Below are 24,151 nucleotides of genomic sequence, written 5' to 3' on the forward strand. Positions count from 1 at the left end.
TATCTTTATTTATCAGTAAGCGACGCGCCTTACAATAGGATAAAGGAGCGTCGCCTCTGAAAAACGTGCTTATTTTGTAGAGATTACTTGAAGAGTTTCTCGAAGTCTTCCTGAGAAATTTTCTTTTTCTTCAAGCCAACTTTTTCTTTTAATGCAGCTGTGAGTTTCGTATCTATTACGCGATCAAAGATAGCACGCGCTTGGTCTTGCTTTTGCAGCACTTCTTGCGCATATTTTTCCAAGTATTCATCGGGCACGTTATTAATGCCGTATTGCATAAATTGGAAACGAGCAGCAGAAATCGCCATTTCTTTCATATCAGCGTCTTCTACTTTAATGCCGGCCTCGCTCGTCAGTTTTTCGCGAATCAGTTGCCACTTCAATTCTTTCAAGCTGGAGTCGAAGTTGTCGTCAACATATTTCTCGTCCTTATCCTTGTTGTTAGCCAACATAAAGCGGCGCAGCAAGTCTTTCGGGAATTCCAGTTCGCCCACTTTGTTTTCAGCATAAGCGCGAGCGTCCAGTAAGAACTTATAATCAGCATCAGCTACGCGTTGGTGCTGCAATTGCTCTTTGATCTTCGCGCGGAATTCTTCTTCGCTCTTTACTTGACCTTCACCAAAGATGCGATCAAACAACTTCTGATCGAGTTCGCTCGGCACAAAGCGGCTTATTTCTTCAACTTGGAAAGAGAAATCGCCGGCGTGTTGTGCTACCTCATCCTTCTTTACCTTCAACAAAGAAGCAGCCTCAACATCGCTGTGAGCTTCAGCAGGCTTAAAAGTGATGACGTCGTTTTTCTTCGCACCGTCAAACAGCTTTTTCTGATCGTCAGCCTTAAAATAATTCGGCATCAATGAAGCGCGCTCTACTTGTATGCCGCCTTCTTTCGGCTGTCCTTGCTCATCGAGCTCCGTTAACGGGCCGCGGAGAATATCACCATCGCGATATTCTTCAACATCTTCCGGATGGCCGGCCTGACGCGTCATTTCTTCAATCTGACTATTGACTTGTGCATCGTCTACTTCGATTTCGTAATAGTCGACCTTGTCTTTTTTGTTCAACTCGATAGAGAATTCGGGCGCCAAGGCAATATCAAACTTAAATTCGAAGTCGTCTTGATTCTCTATGTCTTGAGGAGCTTGCGACTCATTGCCCATCGGTTCACCCAGTACTTCCAATTTTTGTTCTTTAATATAGCCAAACAATTTGTCGGAAAGCAATCTGTTCACTTCCTCCATCTTTGCTTGCGGACCATACATTTTATTTACCAAGCTGAAAGGCACCTTTCCCGGACGGAATCCCGGCATCTGCGCCTTTTGGCTCATTTTTTTCAATGCCTCATTGACCTTCTCTGCATAATCAGCCTTGACGAGTTGAATCGTAATCGTACCACTGACCGGAGTGGACTTTTCAAATGAAATGTTCATCGAATTATCTTCTATTTATTGTTTTTATTATCTTACAGTAAAGGGCACCTTTCACCCACAATTTAAGGTGAGGAGCGCGCAAAGTTAACAATTTCTTCCGGCTTACCCTCATCTTCATCCTTTTTTTCGCTTTCTATCTACTTCTTATGCCCGATTTATCGCCACAGTCGCTGAGATTTTACCGACATAAAGCGCTTATATTTAGACTAATGTCGCTCGCTCTCTTCCTGATAACCATTTGCGGAAGGGGTTAAAATGGATTTACAGACAGCGCTTGTCCTAATTTTATGAAGAACAATAAGTTTCTGCTTAAGCAAGACTTATTTTCAATTGCTTCTCATCGTCGTGGCGCAAACTCTTCCCTGACGATCTTATTGTTTGCTGCCGCCAAACGATGGTTTGGTCCCGGCAAACAATGATTTGGCGCCGGCAAACGATAGTTTGGTGGCAGCAAACAATAACAACAAGAGGTAGGACAAAGCAAAAACGGGAAAACGAACCACAAAGAGTAAGCAAAATTCTTTAACTTTGCAGCCTTAATTACTATAATCCACAAAACATGGAATTAGCAGCTAAATACACACCACAGGACGTAGAGACCAAGTGGTATGATTATTGGATGAAGCATCACCTCTTCCGCTCTCACCCGGACGGAAGAGAACCCTATACAGTCGTAATCCCTCCCCCCAACGTCACAGGCGTATTGCACATGGGGCATATGCTGAACGAAACGATTCAAGATATTCTCGTGCGCCGCGCGCGAATGGAGGGCAAGAACGCCTGCTGGGTGCCTGGAACTGACCACGCCTCCATCGCCACGGAAGCTAAAGTCGTAGCCCGTCTGGCTGAAAGGGGTATCAAGAAAACAGACCTCACGCGCGAGGAATTTCTGAAGCACGCTTGGGAGTGGACAGACGAACACGGCGGCATTATTCTCCAACAGCTGCGCCGCGTAGGGGCTAGTTGCGATTGGGAGCGCACGGCATTCACGATGGACGAGGAGCGTTCGCGAAGCGTCATACACGTCTTTGTGGATCTTTATAAAAAGGGATTGATTTATCGCGGCGTACGCATGGTCAATTGGGACCCAAAGGCGCTCACGGCCTTAAGTGATGAGGAAGTAATCTATAAAGAGGAAAACTCAAAGCTATATTACTTACGCTATTATTTGAGCAACGACGATCAAAAGGAAGCCCCCGAAGGCTCCGTCGTACACATCGACGAGAAAGGGCGGCGCTATGCTGTCGTTGCAACGACGCGTCCGGAAACGATAATGGGAGATACGGCAATGTGTATCAACCCAGAAGATCCCAAAAATCAGTGGCTCAAGGGCCAAAAAGTAATCGTTCCGCTCGTTGGTCGCGAGATACCCGTCATTGAAGACGAATATGTCGATGTCGCTTTCGGTACGGGTTGTTTGAAGGTAACGCCTGCGCATGACGTCAACGACTATATGCTGGGCCAAAAGCACAAGTTGGCTTCCATAGATATATTCAACGACAACGGTACTCTGAGCGAAGCCGCCGAACTTTACGTCGGACAGGATCGCTTGGACGTGCGTCGCCAAATAGAGAAAGACTTAGAAGCTGCAGGCTTGATGGAGCGCGTAGAGTCTTACGTCAACAAGGTTGGCTTCTCAGAGCGCACCAACGTGCCTATTGAACCTAAGCTCTCTATGCAGTGGTTTCTCAAGATGCAGCACTTCGCCGACCTCGCATTGCCGCCGGTAATGAATGATGAAATCAAATTTTACCCGACAAAATATAAGAACATCTATCGCCACTGGTTGAGCAACATTAAGGATTGGTGCATCTCGCGCCAACTTTGGTGGGGGCATCGCATTCCGGCTTACTTCCTGCCCAATGGCGATTGCGTTGTAGCTGAAACCATCGAGGAAGCCGTAGAGGAGGCACGCAAACTTTCAGGCGACGCAACCATTGAAGCCAAAGACTTAAAGCAAGATGAGGACGCGCTGGATACGTGGTTCTCTTCGTGGTTGTGGCCCATCTCGCTCTTCAACGGTATTTCTGATCCGAACAATGAGGAGTTTCGGTATTATTACCCGACGGCCGATCTCGTAACCGGTCCGGACATCATCTTCTTCTGGGTAGCTCGAATGATTATGGCGGGCTATGAATATACCGGAAAGATGCCCTTTAAGCACGTTTACTTTACGGGTATCGTGCGCGACAAGCTTGGGCGAAAGATGTCGAAGTCGTTGGGCAATTCTCCCGATCCTTTGGCTTTGATAGACAGTTTTGGCGCAGACGGCGTCAGAATGGGGCTGATGCTGGCCGCACCTGCGGGCAACGACATTTTATATGATGACAGCTTATGCGAACAAGGGCGCAACTTCTGCAATAAGATTTGGAACTGCTTCCGTCTGATTGACTCGTTAGAAGTATCTGACGGCGCGCAACCGCAAACGGCGCGCCGCGCCTTGGATTGGTTTGGTGCTCAGTTGCGCAAGAGTGCAGCTGAAATTGCCGATCTCTTCACAAAATATCGCTTAAGCGAGGCCCTGATGGAGATCTACCGCCTGATTACTGACGAGTTTAGCGGCTGGCTGCTTGAGATGACGAAGCCGGCTTACGGTGAACCGATCGACCGCCGGACGATTAACGAGGTCAAAGCTTACTTTAATGATCTCCTACATTTGCTCCACCCGTTTATGCCTTTTATTACCGAAGAACTTTGGCAACACTTGGCAGAGCGTAAATCGGGAGAAAGCATCATGATCGACCCGCAAAATATAGCGCAACCGCAAGCTGAAGACGCGCAAATCTTGGCAACGTTTGAGCAAATTAAATGCATCGTGCAGGGAGTGCGCGCCGTGCGCAATGCGAAGAACATTGCGAAGAAAGAAAGTCTTGAGCTGGAAGTAATCGGTGAGAATCCGGTGAAGTCGGACAATGGAATTATCGAGAAGATGGCCAACATTAGTAGCATCACCGAGGTAACTGAGAAGAATGCTAATGCGTCTGTCTTTATGGTAGGTACGCATACATTCGCCGTTATTTTAGGCAACTTAATCGATATTGAGGCAGAGCGCTCTAAAGCTGAGGCAGAATTAGCCCACTTGAAGCAATTCCTCGCCGGCATCGAAAAGAAATTGGGTAACGAGAAGTTCGTAGCCAATGCACCTGAAGCCGTTGTCGCCTTAGAGCGGAAGAAGAAGAGCGATGCTGAAGCGAAAATCCAATCACTTCAAGCGCGCCTTGCAGATTTAGCGAAAGAATGAAGCGATTCCACCAAGACTTTGCGGAGCTATGAACGTATGTTGCAAAGCCAGCTTTTGCTTTGATGAATGAAAGTCGGTTAAAACGACTATATATAATAAGGTGTACCAAGTAAAAACTTGGTGCGCCTTATTTTTATTCTTGAACTTACGCCTCGCCCGCTTCGCTCTCTGTATAAATACAAATGCTTTAAAAGGGAAGATAAACGCGGAGCTGATAGATTCCTTGGTCTATTATTGTTAATTATTGCGCGATGTGGTAATTTTGCACCTTATTATAGCAGCAAAACAATGAGCCATAAAAGACGTTCTCCAATTCGTAAGCAGATCCTACAAAGTCGCCGTTTGCGGCGTCGGGTTCGGCGCAAGGTTGGTGCGCGCTTGACTTGGTGTCGTCGGTATTGGTGGGCTGTATTGGCCGTGTTGCTCTTTTCCCTCTGTGCTTGGGTCTTTATACCTAATGGTTTGCAGCGACAATTGAAAGGTGTGGCGCTGATTGAGGCTGAAGTTTGTTATCGCGTAACGTCTTCCGAGGGGGATACATTATATATAGAGGGGACGACAACAGATAGTATTGCGCCAAAAGTAGATGTGCGCCCCGATTCCATTTATAAAAAGACAACTGCTACCGGCTTCTTCGTTTCTAATGCCGGACACTTAGTTACGACGAGGCGACTTCATGCTCGTCTGCCAGAAAAACTTCCAAACGAAACTTTACAGGTTCGGTTACAAATGTTGGCCAAAGCCTTGAAAGCAGAGATGAGTAAACAAAAGATTTTACGACGTGAATTAGATAACTATGCTCACTCTCACACGGTCGTTGATGGCGGCTACAATAACGTAATGACGCTGCGTGATAGTATTATAAGGCGGCAAGTGAAAACTGATTTGCTTCTGCAACTCGTGTTGAAAATGCTTCCGTCAAAGCACTTGGCGGCAAAAAGAGTAGAAAATTATCGCATAACGACCAAGCAGGAGGTTGAGAATTCTATCGTGTCGCGTCAGTATAAGGCACATTATACGGGCGATCAAACGGCTCATCTCATCTTGTTACAATTGGACGCAGAGCGTTTACCTAAAGAGGCGCATCGATTTGTGATTTATCGTTTTAATCCACAAGCGTGGGCCTTCGGGCAAGGTGCGCATTACTTTTTGGGTTATCAATTGATGACGCCGGAAGAAGCATCGATAGCCTTGCCTGATGCAGCAAAAACTACACAGCCAAATCTGCCTTTAGCTGAAGGCGGACCTATGTTGAATAGCTTCGGGCAGGTGTGCGGCGTTGTTGGTTTTGGTAAAACGAATGTGGGAGATGAATTGTCTAAATTGTTTTATTCAAATCATTCTTACCCGTCGAGAGTCTTCGACAATTGGATAAAAGGCGTTAAGCTGTGGTTTCGTCAGCCGCGTGCTTTAGCCACAGATTCGCTCCGCCTTACTCAGCCTTTGCGGTCAAACGTTTCCGGTTGGCAACGAATAGCTGATCATTACGTGTCGCGCTCACTGCCCGGCGGACGCTATACGGGTTCTTATTTAAACGGTGTGCGCGTTGGTTCCGGACGTATGCAATATGCCGATGGGTCAGTCTATGCCGGTCAATGGCTGAAAGATAAGCGCGAAGGACTCGGGGTTTATATCGATAAGTGCGGGCGTATTTACACCGGACAGTGGAAGGCCGATACGCTCTATCAGGGATCTTGCCGGACGGAGAGCGATTTTTATGTCGGCGGCATCGACAAAGCTTTTCGTCGCACGGGCTTTGGTGTTTTTACGAATGAGCAGGGCGACTATTATGAAGGACTTTGGCGGAAAGGTAAACGTAATGGTTTTGGTATTGGGCTTTCTTTGCACCACATTGTCCGTGCCGGCATTTGGCGAAAAGGTCGTTTCTTAGGCGAACAGATGGTTTACAATGCGGACCGAGTGTATGGCATTGATATTTCCCGCCACCAACACGAGCTGGGGAAGCAGCGCTTCGCCATAGACTTTTCTCGATTACGCATCACGAGTCTTGGAACGCTCCCGCGCAAGGTAAAAGGGAAGATCAATTACACCGTTACCTTCGTTTATATTAAGGCAACTGAAGGTGCAACGCTTTATAATAAATACTATAAAGGAGACTTGGATGGCGCTTTGCGAAACGGTCTGCACGCCGGAGCTTATCATTTCTTTTCTACCTACACGCCTCCTGCAGAGCAAGCTTCCTTTTTTCTGAAGCAAACGCATGGAATGCGCGGAGATTTGGCGCCAATGCTTGACGTGGAGCCTTCGCACAAGCAGATAGAGCGCATCGGTGGGCGTGATGTTCTTTTTAATCGTATGCTACAATGGCTGCGCATCGTGGAGCAACGCACCGGGCGCCGTCCGGTTCTGTATGTCAGCCAACTTTTTGTCAACGATTATTTGTCTTATGCACCCGAAAGTTTGCTGAAATACAAAATGTGGATTGCGCGTTATAGCGAATATAAGCCTTACGTTCATTTGGAGTATTGGCAACTAACGCCGGAAGGCCGCGTCAGAGGTATTCACGGTGAAGTAGATATCAATGTATTTAATGGTTCTAAAGCGCAATTTTTACAAAATATGGTGCATACGCCTTAATGCACTATTTGTTTATTGATAATTACTTAGCCATGTGTATGTAGCTTGAGTCAGTTAAAGTCGTGTTTACCTTTGAAGTTATTTCTGTTGGCCATTGGCGTTCTAAAATAATTTGTCGCAAACAGAGTAATCAATTGGCAAATAATATTTTCCTAAAAAATAGGGCTTGTAACAAATGATACAGGAAAGCAAAACGTTTTCCTCTACTTTTGCAGCACATACAAATAATTCAGGCGTGAAGCTAGCATCAATGGAGTAGGGGTAAGCCCCGATGCACTGTTGCAACCTTCAAGTTCATTAATGTGAAACAAATAATTAAGGCAATGGAAGATATGCTACGCGGCCTTTCGGCCAAAGATACGGAGCGACTGAGCGCTCTCTTACAAATCGAGGAGGATTATGAGACGGGTAAAATCGACTTGAAAGAAGCCCGTCGCCAACTGAGTGAGAAAGTGGGGCGTGTACACCCTTATGACATTGCGAAGGCAGAGCAGCACCTTGTGCCCGCTGACGATGAAGAGTGTCGCAAAGTCGATATGAAAAAGACTTTGCAGCTGCTGGATGGCTTCTTGGATACGTCGCGCCCGGACTTGCCGGCTGACCATCCCATTATGCTTTACTATCGTGAGAATGATGAGATGCGGAAATATTTGGCCGAGGTCGAGAACTTGTTGCAGTTCCCATTGATCAAGAATCAGTGGCTCGAACTGTATGAGGCGCTGCTGCAATATCCCGTGCATTATACGCGCAAGCAGAACCAGCTTTATCCGCTGTTGGAGAAAAAGGGCTTTGATAGGCCTACAACGACGATGTGGACTTTCGACGATTTTGTCCGCGATGAGATTAAGGCGGCTAAGCGCTTGCTTGATGAAGATAAGGATGATGAATTCTTGGCGCACCAAAAGAATGTGCTGGCTTATACGCGCGATTTGATGGAAAAAGAAGAGACGATTCTTTATCCTACGTCCTTAGCGATGATTTCTCCTGCTGAGTTTGAAGAGATGAAGGAGGGGGACCGAGAAATTGGGTTCGCTTTTATTGAGCCGGAGGCGTCGCTTGCCAAGCAGCCTACACAAACGCCGGCTACAGAGACGAGCGGATTTGCAGCCGAACTACAGGCTTTGTTAGGAAAATATGGTTATTCGGTGGGCAATGATAAGGATCAGGTTTTAGAAGTTAAGACCGGAAAGCTTACATTAGAGCAAATCAACTTGATTTTTCGCCATTTACCCGTAGATATCTCTTTTGTTGATGAAAACGAACTTGTAAAATTCTATTCGGATACGCCGCATCGCGTCTTCCCGCGTAGCAAGAATGTTATCGGTCGTCAGGTTACCAATTGCCATCCACGGTCCAGTGTGCACATCGTACGAGAAATTGTAGACAAATTTCGTAATGGGGAGCAAGATAAGGCTGAATTTTGGATTAACAAACCGGGTTTATTCATCTACATCATCTACTATGCGGTAAGAGATGAGGCCGGACGCTTCCGTGGCGTTTTGGAAATGATGCAGGATTGTACGCACATTCGTGACTTGGAAGGCTCGCGCACGCTCTTGACGTGGGAAGCTGAAGAAACAGATGAGGCGGCGGAAGCTTCTCAATCGGCCAATGCGCCACTTTCAGCTGAAACGCGTTTGAAGGACTTGTTAAAAACTTATCCCTGGCTCAAAACTGAATTGGTGAAACTTCGGCCGGAGTTTAAGATGCTCAATAGTCCGCTCGGCAAACTGATTGTGGCACGCGCGACACTTAAGGATGTGAGTGAGCGCAGCGGAATGTCGGTAGACGAACTCTTGCAAAGTTTGCAAAAGTTGATAGCTGCGCACGCCTAAGTTACTTTTTTGCTGCCGGCCGCTGTGATTTTCCTTTGAAACTTACAGAGGCCGGTACGCGAAAGAGTCCGGCTGCTTTGCTGTAGATGTTAAGTCGAAGCGTCAATACATTCGTGCCGTCCACCTGCTGTACATGGCCGTAAAAGGGCGCCTCGTTTTTGACCGTGTTATCCCAATAAAGTGTTGAGTTAAACAGCTTCATCATCTTTATACTCCCCGCATTTGGCGCGGAGGTCTTCATCGTGCCGTCAGAACTTATGCTTATGCCTTTTATGGAAAAGAGTATCGTTCCGGGCATCTTGCCAATTTTAGGTACAGCTCCCGTTAACACGCCGTTGTGTAAACGAAAGACCATCTTTTGTGAAGGCTTTAGTTCGCCCTTCATCTTAATATTGTAGGCCGCGCCGCTATAAGCTCCATCGAATTGCGTGTTTACTTGCGCCTTCAGTGAGGCGAAAACAGTACAAAGTAGTAAGCAGAGAGAAATCAGTCGTATTTGCTTCATCGTTTAATTTGTTTTTGTTGGTGGTCAACACACTTTTCGTTCGCGCGTTGCTTATTATTGTTAAGCACATTAGTTTGCTGCAAATTGATAGTGCGCTAAAGTGCCGGCCCCCAAGGCCGTTTGTCTGCGAGTGTGCAGTCTGTTATGATTATGTCTGGATTTGTTGACCGCAGCATCGAATTGTGGCGACAAAGGTAACCAAGATTCTGCTATCGGTTAATGATTTTCGCGTAAAGCATCGCTAAAAGTAATAACCCTGTCCGTTTTTTGCTTCCGTAAAGTGGCGTATTGAGGGCATTAAGCCCATAATCGCTTTGTTTTTTTCTTTTTTCAGATATTCTCGCATTGACTTCCACAGCATCGAAGCGCTGCGGCTCAATGTACGCTCGTGATGGTAGAGATTTACTCTCGTGAGCGTACGTTCGTACGCTCACGAGGGGACAAACGTGCGCTCACGAGAGTAAATAGCCGACTTGCGTCGGCGGAATGCTGAGCTTAGAATTTTTGTAGAAGAAATGAGACTTTCGGTTTTAGAAACGGCTACGTAAGAATATTTAAGTAGAAAGAAAGCATTGTCGGTGGGGAATATTACCTTTGCAAATCAAAACCATAGGTGAGTATTAGCGAATAGAGGCGATAATAAACAGGTGCGTGTGCGCTCAAAGCTTACACAGAAAGTCTTAGATGCACAATCTTAGCATCTGCAAAGGCTGCTTAGCGCTTGTTATGTGCTGATTGTTTGCCCGCTTGGGCGATTGTGGCGCGAGATCGTCGGATATTATTTTTCAAATGAGCATAACAACTCCTTGTCGGCCTGCTGTGCTGCGTCAAAAACAAGTTGGAGGAAGCGCTAAGCGCATGGATGAATTGGATTTTCTAAAGGCCGTATTCATCCTGCTGATGGTAGCTTTCCACTTAGTCTATATCGGCAATAAATATCCCTATGCTAAAGCCGTGGTTTACACGTTTCATATGCCGGGATTCCTCTTGATTTCAGGCTATTTGGCTAATACGCAAAAAACGGCGAGGAAGTTTTTGCGCGGAATGGGGCGTTTGCTCCTCCCTTACTTGATTATGGAGGGCGCTTATATTATCTTAGCCGCTTTTTTGCCGATTCGCGAGCACATCGATTCGCTGACCGTCGGGACATTCTTGCAGCATTTGTGGCTCAAACCTTTAGGGCCTTATTGGTACTTGCATACGCTTGTGATTTGTAGTGTGATGTATTTTGCAATCATGCGACTTCCATTGTTGGCGAATTGGATGAAATGGACGATCGTCTTGTTTGCTTATGGTGCACTTGCCTTTGGTTTACACTTAATCTCGTTCACGCACGCTTGTTATTTTGCAGGTGGCATCGCCATACGCTTCCTGCATAAAGATTTTATCAGTTTTTTTCGCCTCGGATTATGGGGTTTTATCCCTTTTACCGCATTGCTGTTTTGGCCTGATCAGTTGCATAGTGGGACTTTTGTAGGCGTATTGATTGTCTATTGCGTGATTTGCGGATTATTGGGCCTTTATCCTTATTTCAAAACTAACGGCCGCTTGTTGTTTATAGGGCGAAATACGCTTGTTATCCTCTTGTTTTCTCCGGTTTTCACGCTCTTAGTCAAGCCGCTTGTGCCTTTCCTCGCTTTTGATCCGACGGGGATGCTCTTCTTGGTGATTGCCGTTTCCCTCGCTGTGGGAGGTAGTTTGGTGATAGCAAGGGTAATGGAGAAAACGCACACAGCTGTTTGCCTCTTTGGCCAATCAAAGATTTTGCATTGAAAGAGTTGCTAAGCGTATAATAAGTATGTTGGGGTGCAGATCTTTTGATATGCCGACCATCTTCATACTTCATCAAGCGTAAACGAAAAATTCCCTTCACCACGCCAAGGGCGGTGAAGGGAATTTCGTATGTTTTGTACTTGGGTCGCAACTAAGCGCCGAAAATAGCTTATTTGCTATGTTTGCGTTGCTTATCGGCTACCTGCCGATGCTGATTTTCAATCCACTGTTCGCGAGCATAGGCCTGCATATCGGTGACGGTATCTTTCTCGTCGACAATTTCTGTGCCCAGCATGGTCTCGATGACGTCTTCCATCGTTACAATGCCGCGCAAACAGCCATATTCGTCGATGATTACGGAAATGTGCTCTTTCTTTTCCAATAATCGCTCCCAAATGGTTGAGACGCTTTCCGTCTCTTGAAAAGACAAAATGGGGCGTACCAGCTCCGAAAGTCGCATTGAAAATTTATCTTCTGAAAGTTTTTCCAAGATTGTTTGGCGTAAGACGTATCCTGTAATGTAATCGTCCTTATCGTCTTTGTAAACAGGGATTCTTGAGAAAGTTTGATAGCGCTCATGCTGCCTGAACTCTGTGACCGTCATTGATTCATCAGCGATCTCGACGACGCTGCTTGGCGTCATAATCTCGCGCGCCGTTACTTTCGAAAGTTTAAGCATATTCTGAATCATCCGATCCTCCTTCTGCTTGAACACACCCTCTTCCGTGCCGGCCGTAACCATAGCTGAAACTTCCTCGCGGCTGACCGAAGTAGCATTTTGTCCGGGCGAGATGAAGCGCGTAATGAACTCCGCCATCAGAACAAAAGGAAAAGTGAGAAAAACCAAGGCTCTGTAGACCGGCGTCATAGGAATTACCAAGCGACGCCAATGATTAGCGCCTAAAGTCTTGGGGATAATCTCTGAAAAGACTAAAATAAGCAAGGTTAAACCCGCAGATACCCAGCCAAACCATTCTTCTCCTAAAACGAGGGCCGCTTGCTTTCCGACGCCCGCAGCACCAGCGGTATTGGCAACGGTATTCAGAGTCAGAATAGCTGAAATAGGACGGTCAATGTCCTGCTTGAATTTACGAAGATGTTTAGCTGCTTTTGAGCCTTCCTCCTCTTTCATCGTAATAAAAGAGAATGGCGTAGAGAGCAAAGTCGCTTCCATAATAGAACAAAGGAAAGAAACGACTAATGCCAATAAAAGGTAGAATATGAGTAGCCCCATGTATAATTAAAAAAGTATCTCGCTCACTGCCAAAACGCTAGAAGTAAACTGAAACTCGGCCCTGAAAGGGCAAAAATGCGCTTCATTAACCTTCAAATAAAGCGTCGTTTCGCAATGTTAGATCGCTGCAAAGATAGAAATTCTTAATTGATTAACCAAAAACAAGTATGATTCTTACAAGAACTTGACAGAAACGAAGGGCATACAATATATATAATGAAGATTGCGCACATGCTTACAAAAAAAGCAGGATAGCCTGCGCAATAATGAAGCAACGTTTGGCGAGACAAGACTTTGAGTTGTTTTAATGTCGTGTTGCTGGTGAATAAGCCTAATCTCTCTAGCGGAAAGCTCAGCAACAGACGAAGTTTTTCTAACTAAGTAGACGTAAATCTTGGCAAAAAAGGAAAATTGCTGTACCTTCGCGAGAAGATTTGCAGGTAAGGCCTGCATAGGCAAATCATGAAAAAAGGATTGACAGATAAGATGTCCGGCCAGATGGATCAACAAAAGCAAGAACCCATCTCTAAAGCCTGGCGAGAGGATATAAGGCAAGCCGTAGAGGTGTTGAACCGCGGCGGAGTTATACTTTATCCTACAGACACGATTTGGGGGATAGGATGTGATGCGACTAATCCGGAGGCAGTACAGAGAGTCTACGATATAAAACGTCGTATAGACTCTAAAGCCTTGATTACATTGGTCGATTCTGAAGCAAAATTGCAGTTTTATGTGCGCGACGTGCCTAATGCTGCGTGGGATATTATAGATTATGCTACTCGGCCGACAACAATTGTTTACGATACCGTGCGTAATCTTGCTCCAAATTTGCTGGCTGAAGATGGAAGCGTTGGCATCCGCATTACGCAGGAACCTTTTAGCCGCGAATTATGCGCTCGCTTCAGACGCGCGATTGTTTCGACTTCGGCTAATGTGAGCGGCGAGCCTTCGGCAGCTTGTTTTGATGCAATCTCTGATGAAATAAAAGAGGCAGTTGATTATATTTGTACGTCTCGCAGGAATGAACGTAAACCGGCTTCGGCCTCTGCTATAATTAAGTTGTCTTTCGATGGGACGGTACAAATCATTCGCCAATAAATAGACGCCAACGTGACGACAGCAGCAATAGACCGTGGGTACAATCCGATCCTGAGAGGCTTGCTCTTCTTGCAAAGTCATCTTAATCGTCGGCAATTTATACAACTGCTTAGCTTTTTGGTGGGCGTGGGAGCTGCGCTTTCAGCACAGCTTCTAAAATGGCTAATCCATGAGATACAGTTTTTGCTGACTTTCCGCTTTGATGTCGGAAGGGCGCAATGGCTTTTCTTGGTTTATCCGCTCGTTGGTATATTGTTGACAGCGCTTTTTATTAAGTATGTTGTTCGTGATGACATCGGACACGGCATTACGCGCATCCTTTATGCTATTTCGCGCCGACAAGGGCACATTCGCCGCCACAATACTTGGTCAAGTATCTTAGCTTCTTCCCTAACAATTGGTTTTGGCGGTTCAGTGGGCGCGGAGTCGCCGATCGTATTAACAGGTTCGGCCATCGGATCCAACCTTGGCGAAGTGTTTCATTTGGAGCACAAAGAATTAATGTTGCTTATCGGGTGTGGCGCATCAGCTGCAATTGCCGGTATCTTTAAGGCACCCATTGCGGGAATCGTCTTTACGCTTGAAGTTTTGATGATAGACTTGACGATGGCTTCTTTGCTTCCCCTACTGATTGCTTCGCTGACGGCTACCTGTGTTACTTATTTCCTGACCGGCCCCGCTGCGATGTTTAGCTTTCACTTAAACGATCCCTTTGTCGTTGAGCGTGTGCCCAGTTCTATCTGTCTCGGCGCTTTCTGCGGCATTCTTTCGCTTTATTTCACACGAGCGATGAATTGGTTTGAGCAAGTTTTCGGGCGCATCAATGGTACTTTTAAACGAGTCGCTTTAGGAGGAACAATCTTAGCGATTTTGATTTTCTTCTTCCCTCCGCTTTATGGCGAAGGCTACAATATCATAGCGATTTTGTTGAATGATGCCGGCACAATAAAGGCCGAAAGCGTGATGAACAATTCGCTTTTCTTTAATCATTCTGAATATTTTCTGATCTACCTTGGCTTAATCTTGTTCTTTAAAGTCTTTGCAACGACGGCGACTAATGGCGGCGGTGGTTGCGGTGGTACTTTTGCGCCGAGTTTGTTTATGGGGTGTTTGGGCGGATATTTCTTTTCAAAGGTTTGGAATAGTCTTTCTTTGTTAGGCATCCACGTTCCGGAGCGCAACTATGCACTCTTGGGTATGGCGGGTTTGATGAGCGGCGTCTTTCATGCGCCTTTGACCGGCGTCTTCCTCATTGCAGAGTTGACGGGTGGTTATGATCTCTTCCTACCTCTGATGATTGTTTCAGCTGTTTCGTTTCTGACGATCAATTTGTTTGAACACCATAGTATTTATGCGATGCGTTTGGCGCGTAATGGCGAATTACTCACGCACCATAAAGATAAATCGATCCTAACGCTAATGACCTTGGATGCTGTTATTGATAAAAGCGTCCCGGTGTTGCGTCCGGAGATGAAATTGGGCCAAATTGTGCGTATCGTCTCCAATGCGCAAGGAGAAGACTTTGCGGTGGTTAATGGCGCTGGCGCACTTTTGGGTATCGTCAATTTAAAGGCATTGCGCAAAGTTATATTCAGAAGCGAGTTGTATGGCCTATATACGGCAGAGCAATTGATGCAGAAGCCCCGTATTACGTTAGAAACGCTCGATGCTATGTCTTCGGTTATGGATCGCTTTCAAGAAACCGAGGCCGAAATGCTTCCCGTGCTTGATGGTGAAGGTATTTTTGTCGGTTTTGCATCTAAGACCCGCTTATATAGCTTATATAGAAAGCTAATGAAAGACTTTTCAGAAGAATAACGATGACAAAAGAAACATTACGTATAGTCTACTTTGGTACACCTGAATTTGCAGTTGAGAGTTTAAAGAGATTGGTCGATGGCGGCTATAATATTGTCGGCGTAGTTACGATGCCCGATAAACCGATCGGACGCCATCAAAGCATCCTTTCAAAATCAGCCGTCAAAATCTTTGCTGAGGCCCACGGATTACCACTTTTGCAGCCTGCGAGTTTAAAAGATCCTGATTTTTTGACTCAATTAAAAGCTTGGCAGGCGGATGTGCAAGTCGTCGTAGCCTTTCGTATGTTGCCCGAAGTCGTTTGGGCAATGCCGCGTTTCGGAACGTTTAATCTTCACGCCGCATTATTGCCGCAGTATAGAGGCGCTGCGCCCATCAATTGGGCCATAATAAATGGCGAACGTGAGACCGGTATCACAACATTCTTTTTGCAGCACGAAATAGACACAGGCAATGTGATCCAACAAGTTCGCGTCCCCATCTCAGATACGGATACGGCCGGAGATATACACGATCGCTTGATGCTGCTGGGCGGAGATTTAGTGATTGAAACAATAAACAAACTGATTGAAGGCGATATTGAGGCCATTCCCCAAGCAGAAATGCAGACCGATGAACCGCTTAAGCCTGCTCCGAAACTATTTAAGGATAACTGCAAGATAGACTGGAGTGCGGGTGTCAAGCGTTGCTACGATCACATCCGTGGTTTGTCTCCTTATCCCGCAGCTTGGACCACCTTCGTGAGTGGTGAGAAGCAGCAAGCGCTTAAAATAATTTCATCAGAAAAGGAATTTTGCACGCCCGCAGCGCCTGTTGGCACCATCATCATTGCAGATAAAGCCGATTTGAAAGTGGCTTTAAGCGATGGTTATTTGCATTTAAAGGAAATACAACCGGCCGGAAAAAAACGCCTGCCCGTTGCCGATTTCCTTCGTGGCTTCCGTCCTTTCGGAAATGAAAGGGTGGAGTAGGGAAGGCTTTATTGTCGGCAACGAACACGCGTAGTTCGTTAAGCTTAAAGCTCTACTTTTTGAAGATTTATGGTGCTTTCTGCATCTTTCTCAAACACAATTTTTGCATCTTCAAAAGCCGGAGGGCCCATAACGCACTTTGCATCGTTGCTGAACCCAAACTTTTCAATGGGGATTCCCATTTTTCCAAAATCCATAGTGCCGTTGCCGTTTTCGTCGTGGAAAATGGCGATGGCATATTCACCTTTGGGGAGATCCGAGAAAGTTACCGTGCAAGTAGCACCCGTTACGTCCTGCTCAAGACTCTTAAACGATTGCTTCAGCCACGTTTCCTGACTATTAAACAGGGCTACGAAAACCTTACCTTTGTCTTGTTCAATCCCTTGGATGTGAACGGTTAAACTCTGGGCCTTCATTTGATTGAGGCCGAACCATGCTGAGCAGATCAGCACAAACAAAAACTTTTTCATAATCAGATATTTTTTATTTGAGTTAGGGGTTTAATGTCGAGATGTATGACTGAAGCGCCTGCACATAAGCTTCGAATGCCTGCTTTCCTTTTGAGGTCAGACGGCATACAGTGCGCGGTTTCTTTCCGGCAAAGGTCTTTTCTACGTGGATGTAGCCCGCAGCGCCTAACTTTTCTATTTGCACACTCAAGTTGCCTGCCGTGGCCTGCGTCTTCTCTTTGAGATAGACGAAGTCTGCCTCTACGACATTGCTGAGCAGAGAAATGACGGCCAAGCGCAATTGGGAGTGCAACAAGGGGTCGAGTTCCGGCAACATAGTTATTTGGCGTATTTATGATTGAGGTAATGGCCGGGAATAATCATCAGTACGACGAAACCCAACGCAAACCATAGATTCGAGTTATAGTAAATGCCTCCGCGAGAGAGTTGGACTAACAGATGCAAGCCCAGACAAAAAGGCAGGAAGGGTAGGTAGGTCAGTAAGCGCTCCTGACTAATAAGACCGCTTACGCTTACTCCGACCGAGCAAAAGAGCAGTACGAGCGGCTGTATGTAGGCTGAATTGCTGCCCAATATGGGAAAGATAATCATCATGAGCATAAAAGCCGTCCCGATGACCATCCACAGCTGATTGATCATTGAGCGCACATACGTCTTCATCGGTTTTTCTCGCTGCCTGCTAAATAAATAAGATGACAGAAAACCAACAAAGGGTAAGCTTAACCAGAGCAGATTCCATTGCGGTGTGTTTGTAGCCAGCGTCAGTCCGTAAATGCCAAGTCCAAGCAGCGTCGTAAGGTAACCCCATATTAACATGGTGTCGCCGCTGTGGCGTCCATCGTCCGTTTTCGTCTGGTCGATCATTGTCATGATCAGTTTCAGACTCTCTTTCTCTGAAATCTTTTTCTCTTCCATTTTGAGTATTATTTTGCGAGTTTGTATTTCGTTGTCTTTTGCAGCAATGTAAGCGTGTTCGCATCGGAGTGGGCTTCATAAAGAAGTTTATATTATAAACCAAATGCTGTTTAAAATAAGCGACTTCCTGATTTTGCCGCTCTTAAACCTGGTGCAAAGATAAAGTAGTTTATTTTATAAACCAAGAAATCTTGCGTAAATTTTTGGAAAATCGATTTTTCTTCGCGGTGCGGGTGAAAATGACTGCCAAGCACATAAGGCCGGTTGACGATCTTGCCGCTGAAGTTGCGCAAACCTCAGCAGCCTATTGTTTGGCGGCAGCAAACCATCGTTTGGTGGGAGCAAACTATCGTTTGGTGGCAACAAACCATTGTTTGGTGGGAGCAAACGAAAATCATTCGTCATAAAACGATTCATTTATTGGCATTTGTGCCCTACTATCTACCGGCGGCGTTTTGTGAAGAATGTTGTCAGTCTTTACGGAATTGTTAGAGTAGCCGATTGTTAGAACATCCTTGCTCACAGTAGGCGATACCTTTTTCAAAGGCAGTATAGCTGCGTTGGTATTTGCGCCTTCTTATGACTATTTGTCCTCATTCTACCCATTCTGATCCAAACTACAAAAATTATATGCTTATTACGGAGCAGAATTTGAGACTTTAACCGTCAAATAGGGCGTTTATAGCCCTGCGAGGTCCTTACATTCCAATTTTATTGCTTAATTTTGCACAGTTAAAACACACTTGTGCTAAAATTTAGTAGAAAATGAATCCGTCAGCATACGACTATAAAGATTTTATCAAAAGAATAGAGGACAGTTTGAAAGAGCATTGGGATCAAGATGCTTTCACCGATTATCAGGGAGCGACCCTGCAATATCACGACGTTGCACGAAAGATCGAAAAACTCCACATTCTCTTTGAATATGCCGATATTCACCCCGGCGATAAGATAGCTTTGTGCGGCCGAAACAGTTCCGGATGGGCTTCAGCTCTGTTAGCGATTTTGACTTATGGAGCAGTCGCAGTCCCGATTTTGCACGAATTTAAAGCAAAGCAAGTACACGACATCGTGAATCACTCCGGCGCCCGCCTGCTTTTTGCCGGCGATCAAGCGTGGCCGGAGTTGGATGCCGAGCAAATGCCTGATTTGATGGGCATAGTCAGCTTGGTCGATTATAGTTTGCTACTCAGCCGTTCAGAGCAATTGGTGCAGGCGCGCGAATCGCTTAACAAAATCTTTGGTGAACGCTTCCCCAAATATTTCCGCCAAGAGCACGTTAATTATCGCCCTGCATCAGACCCTGATGCTTTGGCTATTTTGAACTATACTTCCGGAACAACGAGCAACTCTAAAGGCGTTTTGATCCCTTATCGTGCGTTGTGGTCGAATATGGACTTTGCCGACAGCGTTTTAGGTCATAAGTTGGAGCGCGGAAGTAAAGTGATTAGTATGTTGCCGATGGCACATATGTATGGCATGAGCTTTGAATTCTTCTACGAATTCTTGATTGGCATCCATATTTATTTCCTCACGCGCGTTCCAAGTCCGCGCATCATCTTCCAAGCCTTTGCCGAAGTGAAGCCCGACTTGATCGTTGCAGTCCCTTTGATTATCGAAAAAATCATACGCAAGTCGGTTCTCCCCAAGTTGCAAACACCCAGTATGAAAGTATTGCTGAAGTTGCCCTTGATCAATCAGAGAATCCGCGATAAGATTCGCGAGCAACTTGTGGCGGCTTTCGGTGGAAAGTTCTATGAAATCATAATCGGCGGCGCGGCATTTAATAGCGAGATTGAAAACTTCTTGTATAAGATGAATTTCAATTACACCGTGGGGTATGGAGCAACAGAGTGTGCGCCCATTATTACGTATGCCGATTGGCACGAACGCCGCTTAGGCTCTTGCGGTCGCGTCGTTCCGCATATGGAAATCAAGATTGATAGCAAGGATCCGCAACGCATCGTGGGCGAAATCTTGGTGCGCGGCGCCAATGTAATGCTCGGCTATTATAAAAATCCGGAGGCTACGGAGGCGGCCATAGATAAAGATGGCTGGTTTCACACGGGCGATTTAGGTGTTATTGATGCTGATGGCTTCTTGTACATCCGTGGGCGCAGCAAGAATATGCTGCTTGGCTCAAGCGGGCAGAATATCTATCCGGAAGAGATCGAAGAGAAATTGAATATCCTGCCTTATGTAGCAGAATGTATTGTCATTCAAGAAGGAGATCGACTCTTTGGACTCGTCTATCCGGATGAAGAAGAGGTGAAGCGCGACAATCTGAGCGAAGAACAATTGAAAGAAAAAATGGAGCAAAACCGCAAAGAGTTGAATACGATGGTCAACAGCTACGAGCAGCTCTCCGGCATACGCATCCATAGCGAAGAGTTTGAAAAAACGCCCAAGCGCTCTATCAAACGTTATCTCTATACGAGCAACTTTGAAAAGGCTTAGTAAGAAATCCTTACGCGGCTTGGCGCTTCCGCACTTTCGCAATGAAATGATACAGATAAGCATACCTTTATATGGATGACTTAGAGAAAGATTTGGCTGACTTGACGGCAAAGGACGCAATGGTTCTGCGCACAGAGGGTTTAGTAAAAAAATACGGGCGCCGAACGGTTGTGAACGACGTCTCATTTAACGTGCATCAAGGGGAAATCGTCGGACTGCTCGGACCTAACGGAGCGGGGAAGACGACTTCCTTTTATATGACTACGGGCTTGGTAGTGCCGAATGGGGGACACATCTATTTAAATGACCACGACATTACAAAGTTTCCTGTGTATAAGCGAGCGCGCTATGGCATTGGTTACTTGGCGCAAGAGGCTTCCGTGTTTCGCTCGATGAGTGTCGAGGACAATATTATGAGCGTACTCGAAATGACGGGGAAGTCAAAAGAGTATAGAAAAGACAAGCTCGAAAGTCTTATTGCGGAGTTTCGCTTAGGGAAGGTTCGGAAGAACAAAGGCAATCAACTGTCGGGCGGAGAACGGCGGCGCACGGAAATAGCTCGATGCTTAGCCATTGATCCTAAGTTTATCATGCTTGATGAACCCTTTGCCGGCGTCGATCCGATTGCAGTAGAAGATATCCAATACATTGTTTGGAAACTAAAAGACCGACATATAGGTATTTTAATTACCGACCACAACGTAGAGGAAACGTTAAGTATTACTGATAGAGCCTATCTGCTTTTTGAGGGGCGTATCTTGTTTCAGGGTACGCCTGAAGAACTTGCTGCCAATCAGGTCGTGAGGGATAAATACTTGACCAACTCTTTTAAACTGAGAAAGAAAGATTTCCAAAGTATAGAAAAACAAAAAGAAAATAGTCTCTCATGATGAAAGTATTTTTAAGCTGCTTGCTGCTATTGCCGCTCTCAGCCTTTGCAGACACGATCCACGTGGACAAGGTTTACCTTCAAGGTGCCTTGGTTTTGCAAACTCCGTATCAAACGGATAAGACGAATATGAAAGGAACTACCTTTGATATGGAGGAAGTTCTTAGTAAGAACAGCACTTTGATAGATCTCCCGACCGGCGACAAAACGATTCGGAGGGCAACGGCACTACCGGCAATTGACAATAAGCCTACTTTGCGCGCTTTACGCTTTACGCTTCGCACGCAAGACTTCCTTCGCCCTACAATTATTGCGAAGAATCTGAGTAAATATAAAATGTATCTCAACGGCAAGGAGATTTCAGCCGGTCAGCCTTTCTCCTTGCGGCCGGGCGAAAGCAATGTGGACATTCTCAGCCTTACTAAGCCTGAAGAAAAGGATTCCTTTAATATAAGTTTAGCGGGAAAGGACTTGAATCTTTTACAAATCAATGCGACAGGTAAGCGCTTGTATGTAAGAGACGATATGATTTTAGGGCCGCATCCCAACTACCTGAGCATTTCTCCAAACGGACGATATCTTGCCTACAGTATTGTTACGGTTAAGAAAGATGGAACGTCTGTATATGAGACATTTATCAAAGACGTTAAATCACAAAAGGTACTCAATCGCTACAATGCTTATACAGATGTTAGATGGCTGCCTAAAGCAGACATTATGTATGGTACGAGAGAAGAAACGGGAGGCCGCGTTTTATATACCTTTGATCCTGCAACACAACAAGAGTCTGTACTTGCTTCGGGCATTCCCACCGGTAGTTTTGAAATCTCTCCGCAAAGAGATTACTTGGTTTATCGTGTGGAAGAAGACGGACAGAGTTATGAAAACGGAATTAAGCGTATCTTTCAGCCCGATGATCGTATGCCAGGCTGGAGAAAGCGCCAATCTCTTTTCCGTTATGATCTAAAAACCGGGACGATGGCGCGCCTAACCTTCGGAAAAGAAAGTGTAGGACTAGAGGATATTTCTTCTGATGGGCGCCGCTTGCTTTTGCTTTACGACCGTTTTGAGGCCACGCAACGTCCCTTTAATCGTAAGGTTATTTTGACCTTAGATTTGTCGACCAACAAAGTAGATACGATCTACAACAACGCGACGTTTGTAGAGTCCTGCTCTTTCTCGCCCGACGACAAACAAATCTTGATCAAGGCCTCTCCTGCGGCATTTGATGGCATAGGATCAGAAGTTAAACCTGATCAATTTCCTAACTCCTTCGACTATCGTCTCTATTTGCTTGATCTCGCTACGAAGCAGGTACGCCCCATTTTGAAGAACTTTAAGCCTAGCGTTAATAGAGTTAATTGGGCTACGGGTGATAAGAACATCTACTTCTCGGCCGACGATGGTTTTGATATTTCCTATTTCAAATTAAATCCTCAGACAGAGAAGGTAATAAAATTCTCCCTTCCCGTTACTTGTCTCGGAAGCTGTGGCCTGTCTTACAATGAAGCGCAACCGCGCCTCTTCTTTACCGGACAGACCGACCATAGCGCAAGAGAGATGTTCTTGGCGTCATTAAAAGATGCTAAGCCGGCCGCAACTCGAATCGGCAATATCGATTTTGCTAAAATGATGAAGGATGTAGCCCTTCCTGCTTGTAAAGACTGGTCGTTTAAGACAGAGCGAGGCGATACAATCAAAGGCTTCTATTATGTGCCGGCTAATTTTGATCCCAATAAGAAGTATCCGATGATTGTCTATTATTATGGTGGTTGCACGCCGACTACAAAGCAGTTAGAGTATGTCTATCCTGTAGCTGACTTTGCTAATCAGGGCTATGTGGCTTACGTAGTAGAGCCCAGTGGCGCCATAGGTTTTGGGCAAGAGTTTGCGGCACGTCACGTTAATACTTGGGGTGACGAGAGTTCTGACGATATTATTCAAGGCGTAAAAGCCTTCCTAAAAGCCCATCCCTTTGTTGACAAGTCTCGTATTGGTTGCATCGGTGCCTCTTATGGAGGTTTTATGACGCAATATCTACAAACAAAAACGGATATCTTTGCTTGTGGAATTAGTCATGCCGGTATCAGTGATATTGGTGCTTATTGGGGTGGTGGCTATTGGGGCTATTCTTATGGTGAGACTGCTGAGTATGGAAGTTTCCCTTGGAATAATCCTGATTTGTTTGTAAAGCATTCTCCTTTGTACAATGCTGATAAGATTCATACACCGCTCTTATTGTTGCATGGTACGGTTGATACAAACGTACCGACTGATCAAAGTCAGGCTATATTTACTGCTTTAAAGATTCTGGGGCGTCCCACAGCCTATGTGGCCGTAGAAGATCAGAACCATTATATTGGCGACTTCACTAAGCGTAAAGCTTGGCAAGAAATCATCAATGCTTGGTTTGCGATGTGGTTAAAGCAAAAGCCTCTTTGGTGGAATACACTCTATCCGGGCGATGAATTTGATAAAACAAATACCACGAAATAAATAAGGCCGTAAACTATAACTTAGACTAAAAGAGCGCTTAATTACTACAGATAGGAGTTAAGCGCTCTTTTTTTTGTTGTGTCTACATCTTCTGAACTAAAGTCTTACTTGTTTCTATTAAGCAGACATTATTGTTCTAATGACCGTATCGATACGATTAAAGCCTTCCGCACTCTCAAAGAGGTAATGTCCGCGAAAAACATGGCATCATATTTTTTCACTCTCTGTACTTTTTATGTTTTCTTCTTGCGGTTTTCAAAACAAATAATGCAGAAAAGCTAAGTGGAAAGGCGATTTTTTAGTTTTATTTTGCTCCGCGTGTCGCATATCAGCCTTTGACGGAGATCTTTAAAGCGATGAATCAGTGTGAAAGCAGGTAGAAAATCCTTCCCCTGAAAGAGCCTTTGAAAATAGAAAAAGA

The 24,151-nt window shown here is 45.5% G+C and carries 17 protein-coding genes; 11 read left to right on the forward strand and 6 right to left on the reverse strand.

The features are described from left to right. Nucleotides 1-83: 83 nt before the first annotated feature. Nucleotides 84-1,430 (reverse strand): trigger factor, encoded by a 1,347-nt coding sequence (gene tig / locus GCWU000325_RS07075; RefSeq protein ID WP_006255653.1) that lies wholly within the window; start codon nucleotides 1,428-1,430, stop codon nucleotides 84-86. Nucleotides 1,431-1,989: 559 nt separating this feature from the next. Here tig and GCWU000325_RS07080 point away from each other — a divergent pair. The 3 genes from GCWU000325_RS07080 (at nucleotide 1,990) to GCWU000325_RS07090 (ending at nucleotide 9,104) form a co-directional block, all read left to right on the forward strand. Next, nucleotides 1,990-4,671 carry a valine--tRNA ligase gene (locus GCWU000325_RS07080; protein ID WP_006255655.1) on the forward strand — a complete coding sequence of 894 codons (2,682 nt, stop codon included), beginning with the start codon at nucleotides 1,990-1,992 and terminating at the stop codon, nucleotides 4,669-4,671. Nucleotides 4,672-4,959: 288 nt separating this feature from the next. Continuing rightward, nucleotides 4,960-7,269: a GH25 family lysozyme gene (locus GCWU000325_RS11020; RefSeq protein WP_050756626.1), complete on the forward strand. Its 2,310-nt coding sequence runs from the start codon at nucleotides 4,960-4,962 to the stop codon at nucleotides 7,267-7,269. A gap of 323 nt (nucleotides 7,270-7,592) precedes the next feature. Further along, complete coding sequence (locus GCWU000325_RS07090; RefSeq protein ID WP_040599701.1) at nucleotides 7,593-9,104, forward strand: PAS domain-containing protein; 1,512 nt, start codon at nucleotides 7,593-7,595, stop codon at nucleotides 9,102-9,104. Nucleotide 9,105: 1 nt separating this feature from the next. On the opposite strand, the gene GCWU000325_RS07095 is transcribed toward GCWU000325_RS07090, so the two are convergent. Beyond that, nucleotides 9,106-9,609: a hypothetical protein gene (locus GCWU000325_RS07095; RefSeq protein WP_006255658.1), complete on the reverse strand. Its 504-nt coding sequence runs from the start codon at nucleotides 9,607-9,609 to the stop codon at nucleotides 9,106-9,108. Nucleotides 9,610-10,398: 789 nt separating this feature from the next. Here GCWU000325_RS07095 and GCWU000325_RS07100 point away from each other — a divergent pair. Next, complete coding sequence (locus tag GCWU000325_RS07100) at nucleotides 10,399-11,382, forward strand: acyltransferase family protein (protein ID WP_006255660.1); 984 nt, start codon at nucleotides 10,399-10,401, stop codon at nucleotides 11,380-11,382. Between the two features lie 169 nt (nucleotides 11,383-11,551). Here GCWU000325_RS07100 and GCWU000325_RS07105 read toward each other — a convergent pair whose 3' ends face one another. After that, entirely contained in the window at nucleotides 11,552-12,616 is a 1,065-nt protein-coding gene (locus tag GCWU000325_RS07105; RefSeq protein ID WP_006255661.1) for a CNNM domain-containing protein, read from the reverse strand. A gap of 498 nt (nucleotides 12,617-13,114) precedes the next feature. Between GCWU000325_RS07105 and GCWU000325_RS07110 the strand changes: the two genes are divergently transcribed. From GCWU000325_RS07110 to fmt, 3 genes are read left to right on the forward strand one after another with little or no spacing between them, the layout of a single operon-like run. Continuing rightward, the gene (locus GCWU000325_RS07110) at nucleotides 13,115-13,714 is read left to right on the forward strand and encodes an L-threonylcarbamoyladenylate synthase (protein WP_211205533.1); all 600 of its coding nucleotides are present in this window, start codon (nucleotides 13,115-13,117) and stop codon (nucleotides 13,712-13,714) included. A 12-nt stretch (nucleotides 13,715-13,726) separates the two neighbouring features. Next, nucleotides 13,727-15,532 carry a chloride channel protein gene (locus GCWU000325_RS07115; RefSeq protein WP_006255664.1) on the forward strand — a complete coding sequence of 602 codons (1,806 nt, stop codon included), beginning with the start codon at nucleotides 13,727-13,729 and terminating at the stop codon, nucleotides 15,530-15,532. 2 nt (nucleotides 15,533-15,534) lie between these two features. Continuing rightward, a complete protein-coding gene (gene fmt / locus GCWU000325_RS07120) occupies nucleotides 15,535-16,503 on the forward strand; it encodes a methionyl-tRNA formyltransferase (RefSeq protein ID WP_006255665.1) in 969 nt (322 codons plus the stop codon). Nucleotides 16,504-16,547: 44 nt separating this feature from the next. On the opposite strand, the gene GCWU000325_RS07125 is transcribed toward fmt, so the two are convergent. Genes GCWU000325_RS07125 through GCWU000325_RS07135 form a run of 3 tightly spaced genes read right to left on the reverse strand, consistent with a single transcriptional unit; the run spans nucleotide 16,548 to nucleotide 17,888 of the window. Beyond that, nucleotides 16,548-16,973, reverse strand: coding sequence for a DUF2141 domain-containing protein (locus tag GCWU000325_RS07125; RefSeq protein WP_006255666.1), 426 nt, complete (start codon nucleotides 16,971-16,973; stop codon nucleotides 16,548-16,550). A gap of 22 nt (nucleotides 16,974-16,995) precedes the next feature. Next, a complete protein-coding gene (locus GCWU000325_RS07130; protein ID WP_006255667.1) occupies nucleotides 16,996-17,289 on the reverse strand; it encodes a winged helix-turn-helix domain-containing protein in 294 nt (97 codons plus the stop codon). 2 nt (nucleotides 17,290-17,291) lie between these two features. After that, nucleotides 17,292-17,888, reverse strand: coding sequence for a hypothetical protein (locus tag GCWU000325_RS07135; RefSeq protein ID WP_006255668.1), 597 nt, complete (start codon nucleotides 17,886-17,888; stop codon nucleotides 17,292-17,294). Nucleotides 17,889-18,079: 191 nt separating this feature from the next. On the opposite strand from GCWU000325_RS07135, the gene GCWU000325_RS12000 reads away from it, so the two are divergent. The 4 genes from GCWU000325_RS12000 (at nucleotide 18,080) to GCWU000325_RS07155 (ending at nucleotide 23,730) form a co-directional block, all read left to right on the forward strand. Then, a complete protein-coding gene (locus GCWU000325_RS12000) occupies nucleotides 18,080-18,295 on the forward strand; it encodes a hypothetical protein (protein WP_169303828.1) in 216 nt (71 codons plus the stop codon). 358 nt (nucleotides 18,296-18,653) lie between these two features. Further along, nucleotides 18,654-20,345 (forward strand): AMP-binding protein, encoded by a 1,692-nt coding sequence (locus tag GCWU000325_RS07145; protein ID WP_006255671.1) that lies wholly within the window; start codon nucleotides 18,654-18,656, stop codon nucleotides 20,343-20,345. A 71-nt stretch (nucleotides 20,346-20,416) separates the two neighbouring features. After that, nucleotides 20,417-21,235: an LPS export ABC transporter ATP-binding protein gene (gene lptB / locus GCWU000325_RS07150; protein WP_006255672.1), complete on the forward strand. Its 819-nt coding sequence runs from the start codon at nucleotides 20,417-20,419 to the stop codon at nucleotides 21,233-21,235. Beyond that, a complete protein-coding gene (locus GCWU000325_RS07155; RefSeq protein WP_006255673.1) occupies nucleotides 21,232-23,730 on the forward strand; it encodes a S9 family peptidase in 2,499 nt (832 codons plus the stop codon). The genes lptB and GCWU000325_RS07155 overlap by 4 nt, the downstream gene beginning before the upstream one ends. Nucleotides 23,731-24,151: the final 421 nt, after the last annotated feature.

The sequence above is a fragment of the Alloprevotella tannerae ATCC 51259 genome, assembly GCF_000159995.1.
GTDB classification, from domain to species: domain Bacteria; phylum Bacteroidota; class Bacteroidia; order Bacteroidales; family Bacteroidaceae; genus Alloprevotella; species Alloprevotella tannerae.

What these genes read in the sequence shown, in the direction of transcription:
- GCWU000325_RS07110 (WP_211205533.1), top strand. Translation starts at nt 13,115, where the DNA reads ATGGATCAACAAAAGCAAGAACCCATCTCTAAAGCCTGGCGAGAGGAT.
- GCWU000325_RS07100 (WP_006255660.1), top strand. Translation starts at nt 10,399, where the DNA reads ATGAGCATAACAACTCCTTGTCGGCCTGCTGTGCTGCGTCAAAAACAA.
- GCWU000325_RS07130 (WP_006255667.1), bottom strand. Translation starts at nt 17,289, where the DNA reads ATGTTGCCGGAACTCGACCCCTTGTTGCACTCCCAATTGCGCTTGGCC.
- GCWU000325_RS07080 (WP_006255655.1), top strand. Translation starts at nt 1,990, where the DNA reads ATGGAATTAGCAGCTAAATACACACCACAGGACGTAGAGACCAAGTGG.
- GCWU000325_RS07145 (WP_006255671.1), top strand. Translation starts at nt 18,654, where the DNA reads ATGAATCCGTCAGCATACGACTATAAAGATTTTATCAAAAGAATAGAG.
- fmt (WP_006255665.1), top strand. Translation starts at nt 15,535, where the DNA reads ATGACAAAAGAAACATTACGTATAGTCTACTTTGGTACACCTGAATTT.
- GCWU000325_RS07095 (WP_006255658.1), bottom strand. Translation starts at nt 9,609, where the DNA reads ATGAAGCAAATACGACTGATTTCTCTCTGCTTACTACTTTGTACTGTT.
- tig (WP_006255653.1), bottom strand. Translation starts at nt 1,430, where the DNA reads ATGAACATTTCATTTGAAAAGTCCACTCCGGTCAGTGGTACGATTACG.
- GCWU000325_RS07155 (WP_006255673.1), top strand. Translation starts at nt 21,232, where the DNA reads ATGATGAAAGTATTTTTAAGCTGCTTGCTGCTATTGCCGCTCTCAGCC.
- GCWU000325_RS07105 (WP_006255661.1), bottom strand. Translation starts at nt 12,616, where the DNA reads ATGGGGCTACTCATATTCTACCTTTTATTGGCATTAGTCGTTTCTTTC.
- GCWU000325_RS07135 (WP_006255668.1), bottom strand. Translation starts at nt 17,888, where the DNA reads ATGGAAGAGAAAAAGATTTCAGAGAAAGAGAGTCTGAAACTGATCATG.
- GCWU000325_RS07125 (WP_006255666.1), bottom strand. Translation starts at nt 16,973, where the DNA reads ATGAAAAAGTTTTTGTTTGTGCTGATCTGCTCAGCATGGTTCGGCCTC.
- lptB (WP_006255672.1), top strand. Translation starts at nt 20,417, where the DNA reads ATGGATGACTTAGAGAAAGATTTGGCTGACTTGACGGCAAAGGACGCA.
- GCWU000325_RS07090 (WP_040599701.1), top strand. Translation starts at nt 7,593, where the DNA reads ATGGAAGATATGCTACGCGGCCTTTCGGCCAAAGATACGGAGCGACTG.
- GCWU000325_RS11020 (WP_050756626.1), top strand. Translation starts at nt 4,960, where the DNA reads ATGAGCCATAAAAGACGTTCTCCAATTCGTAAGCAGATCCTACAAAGT.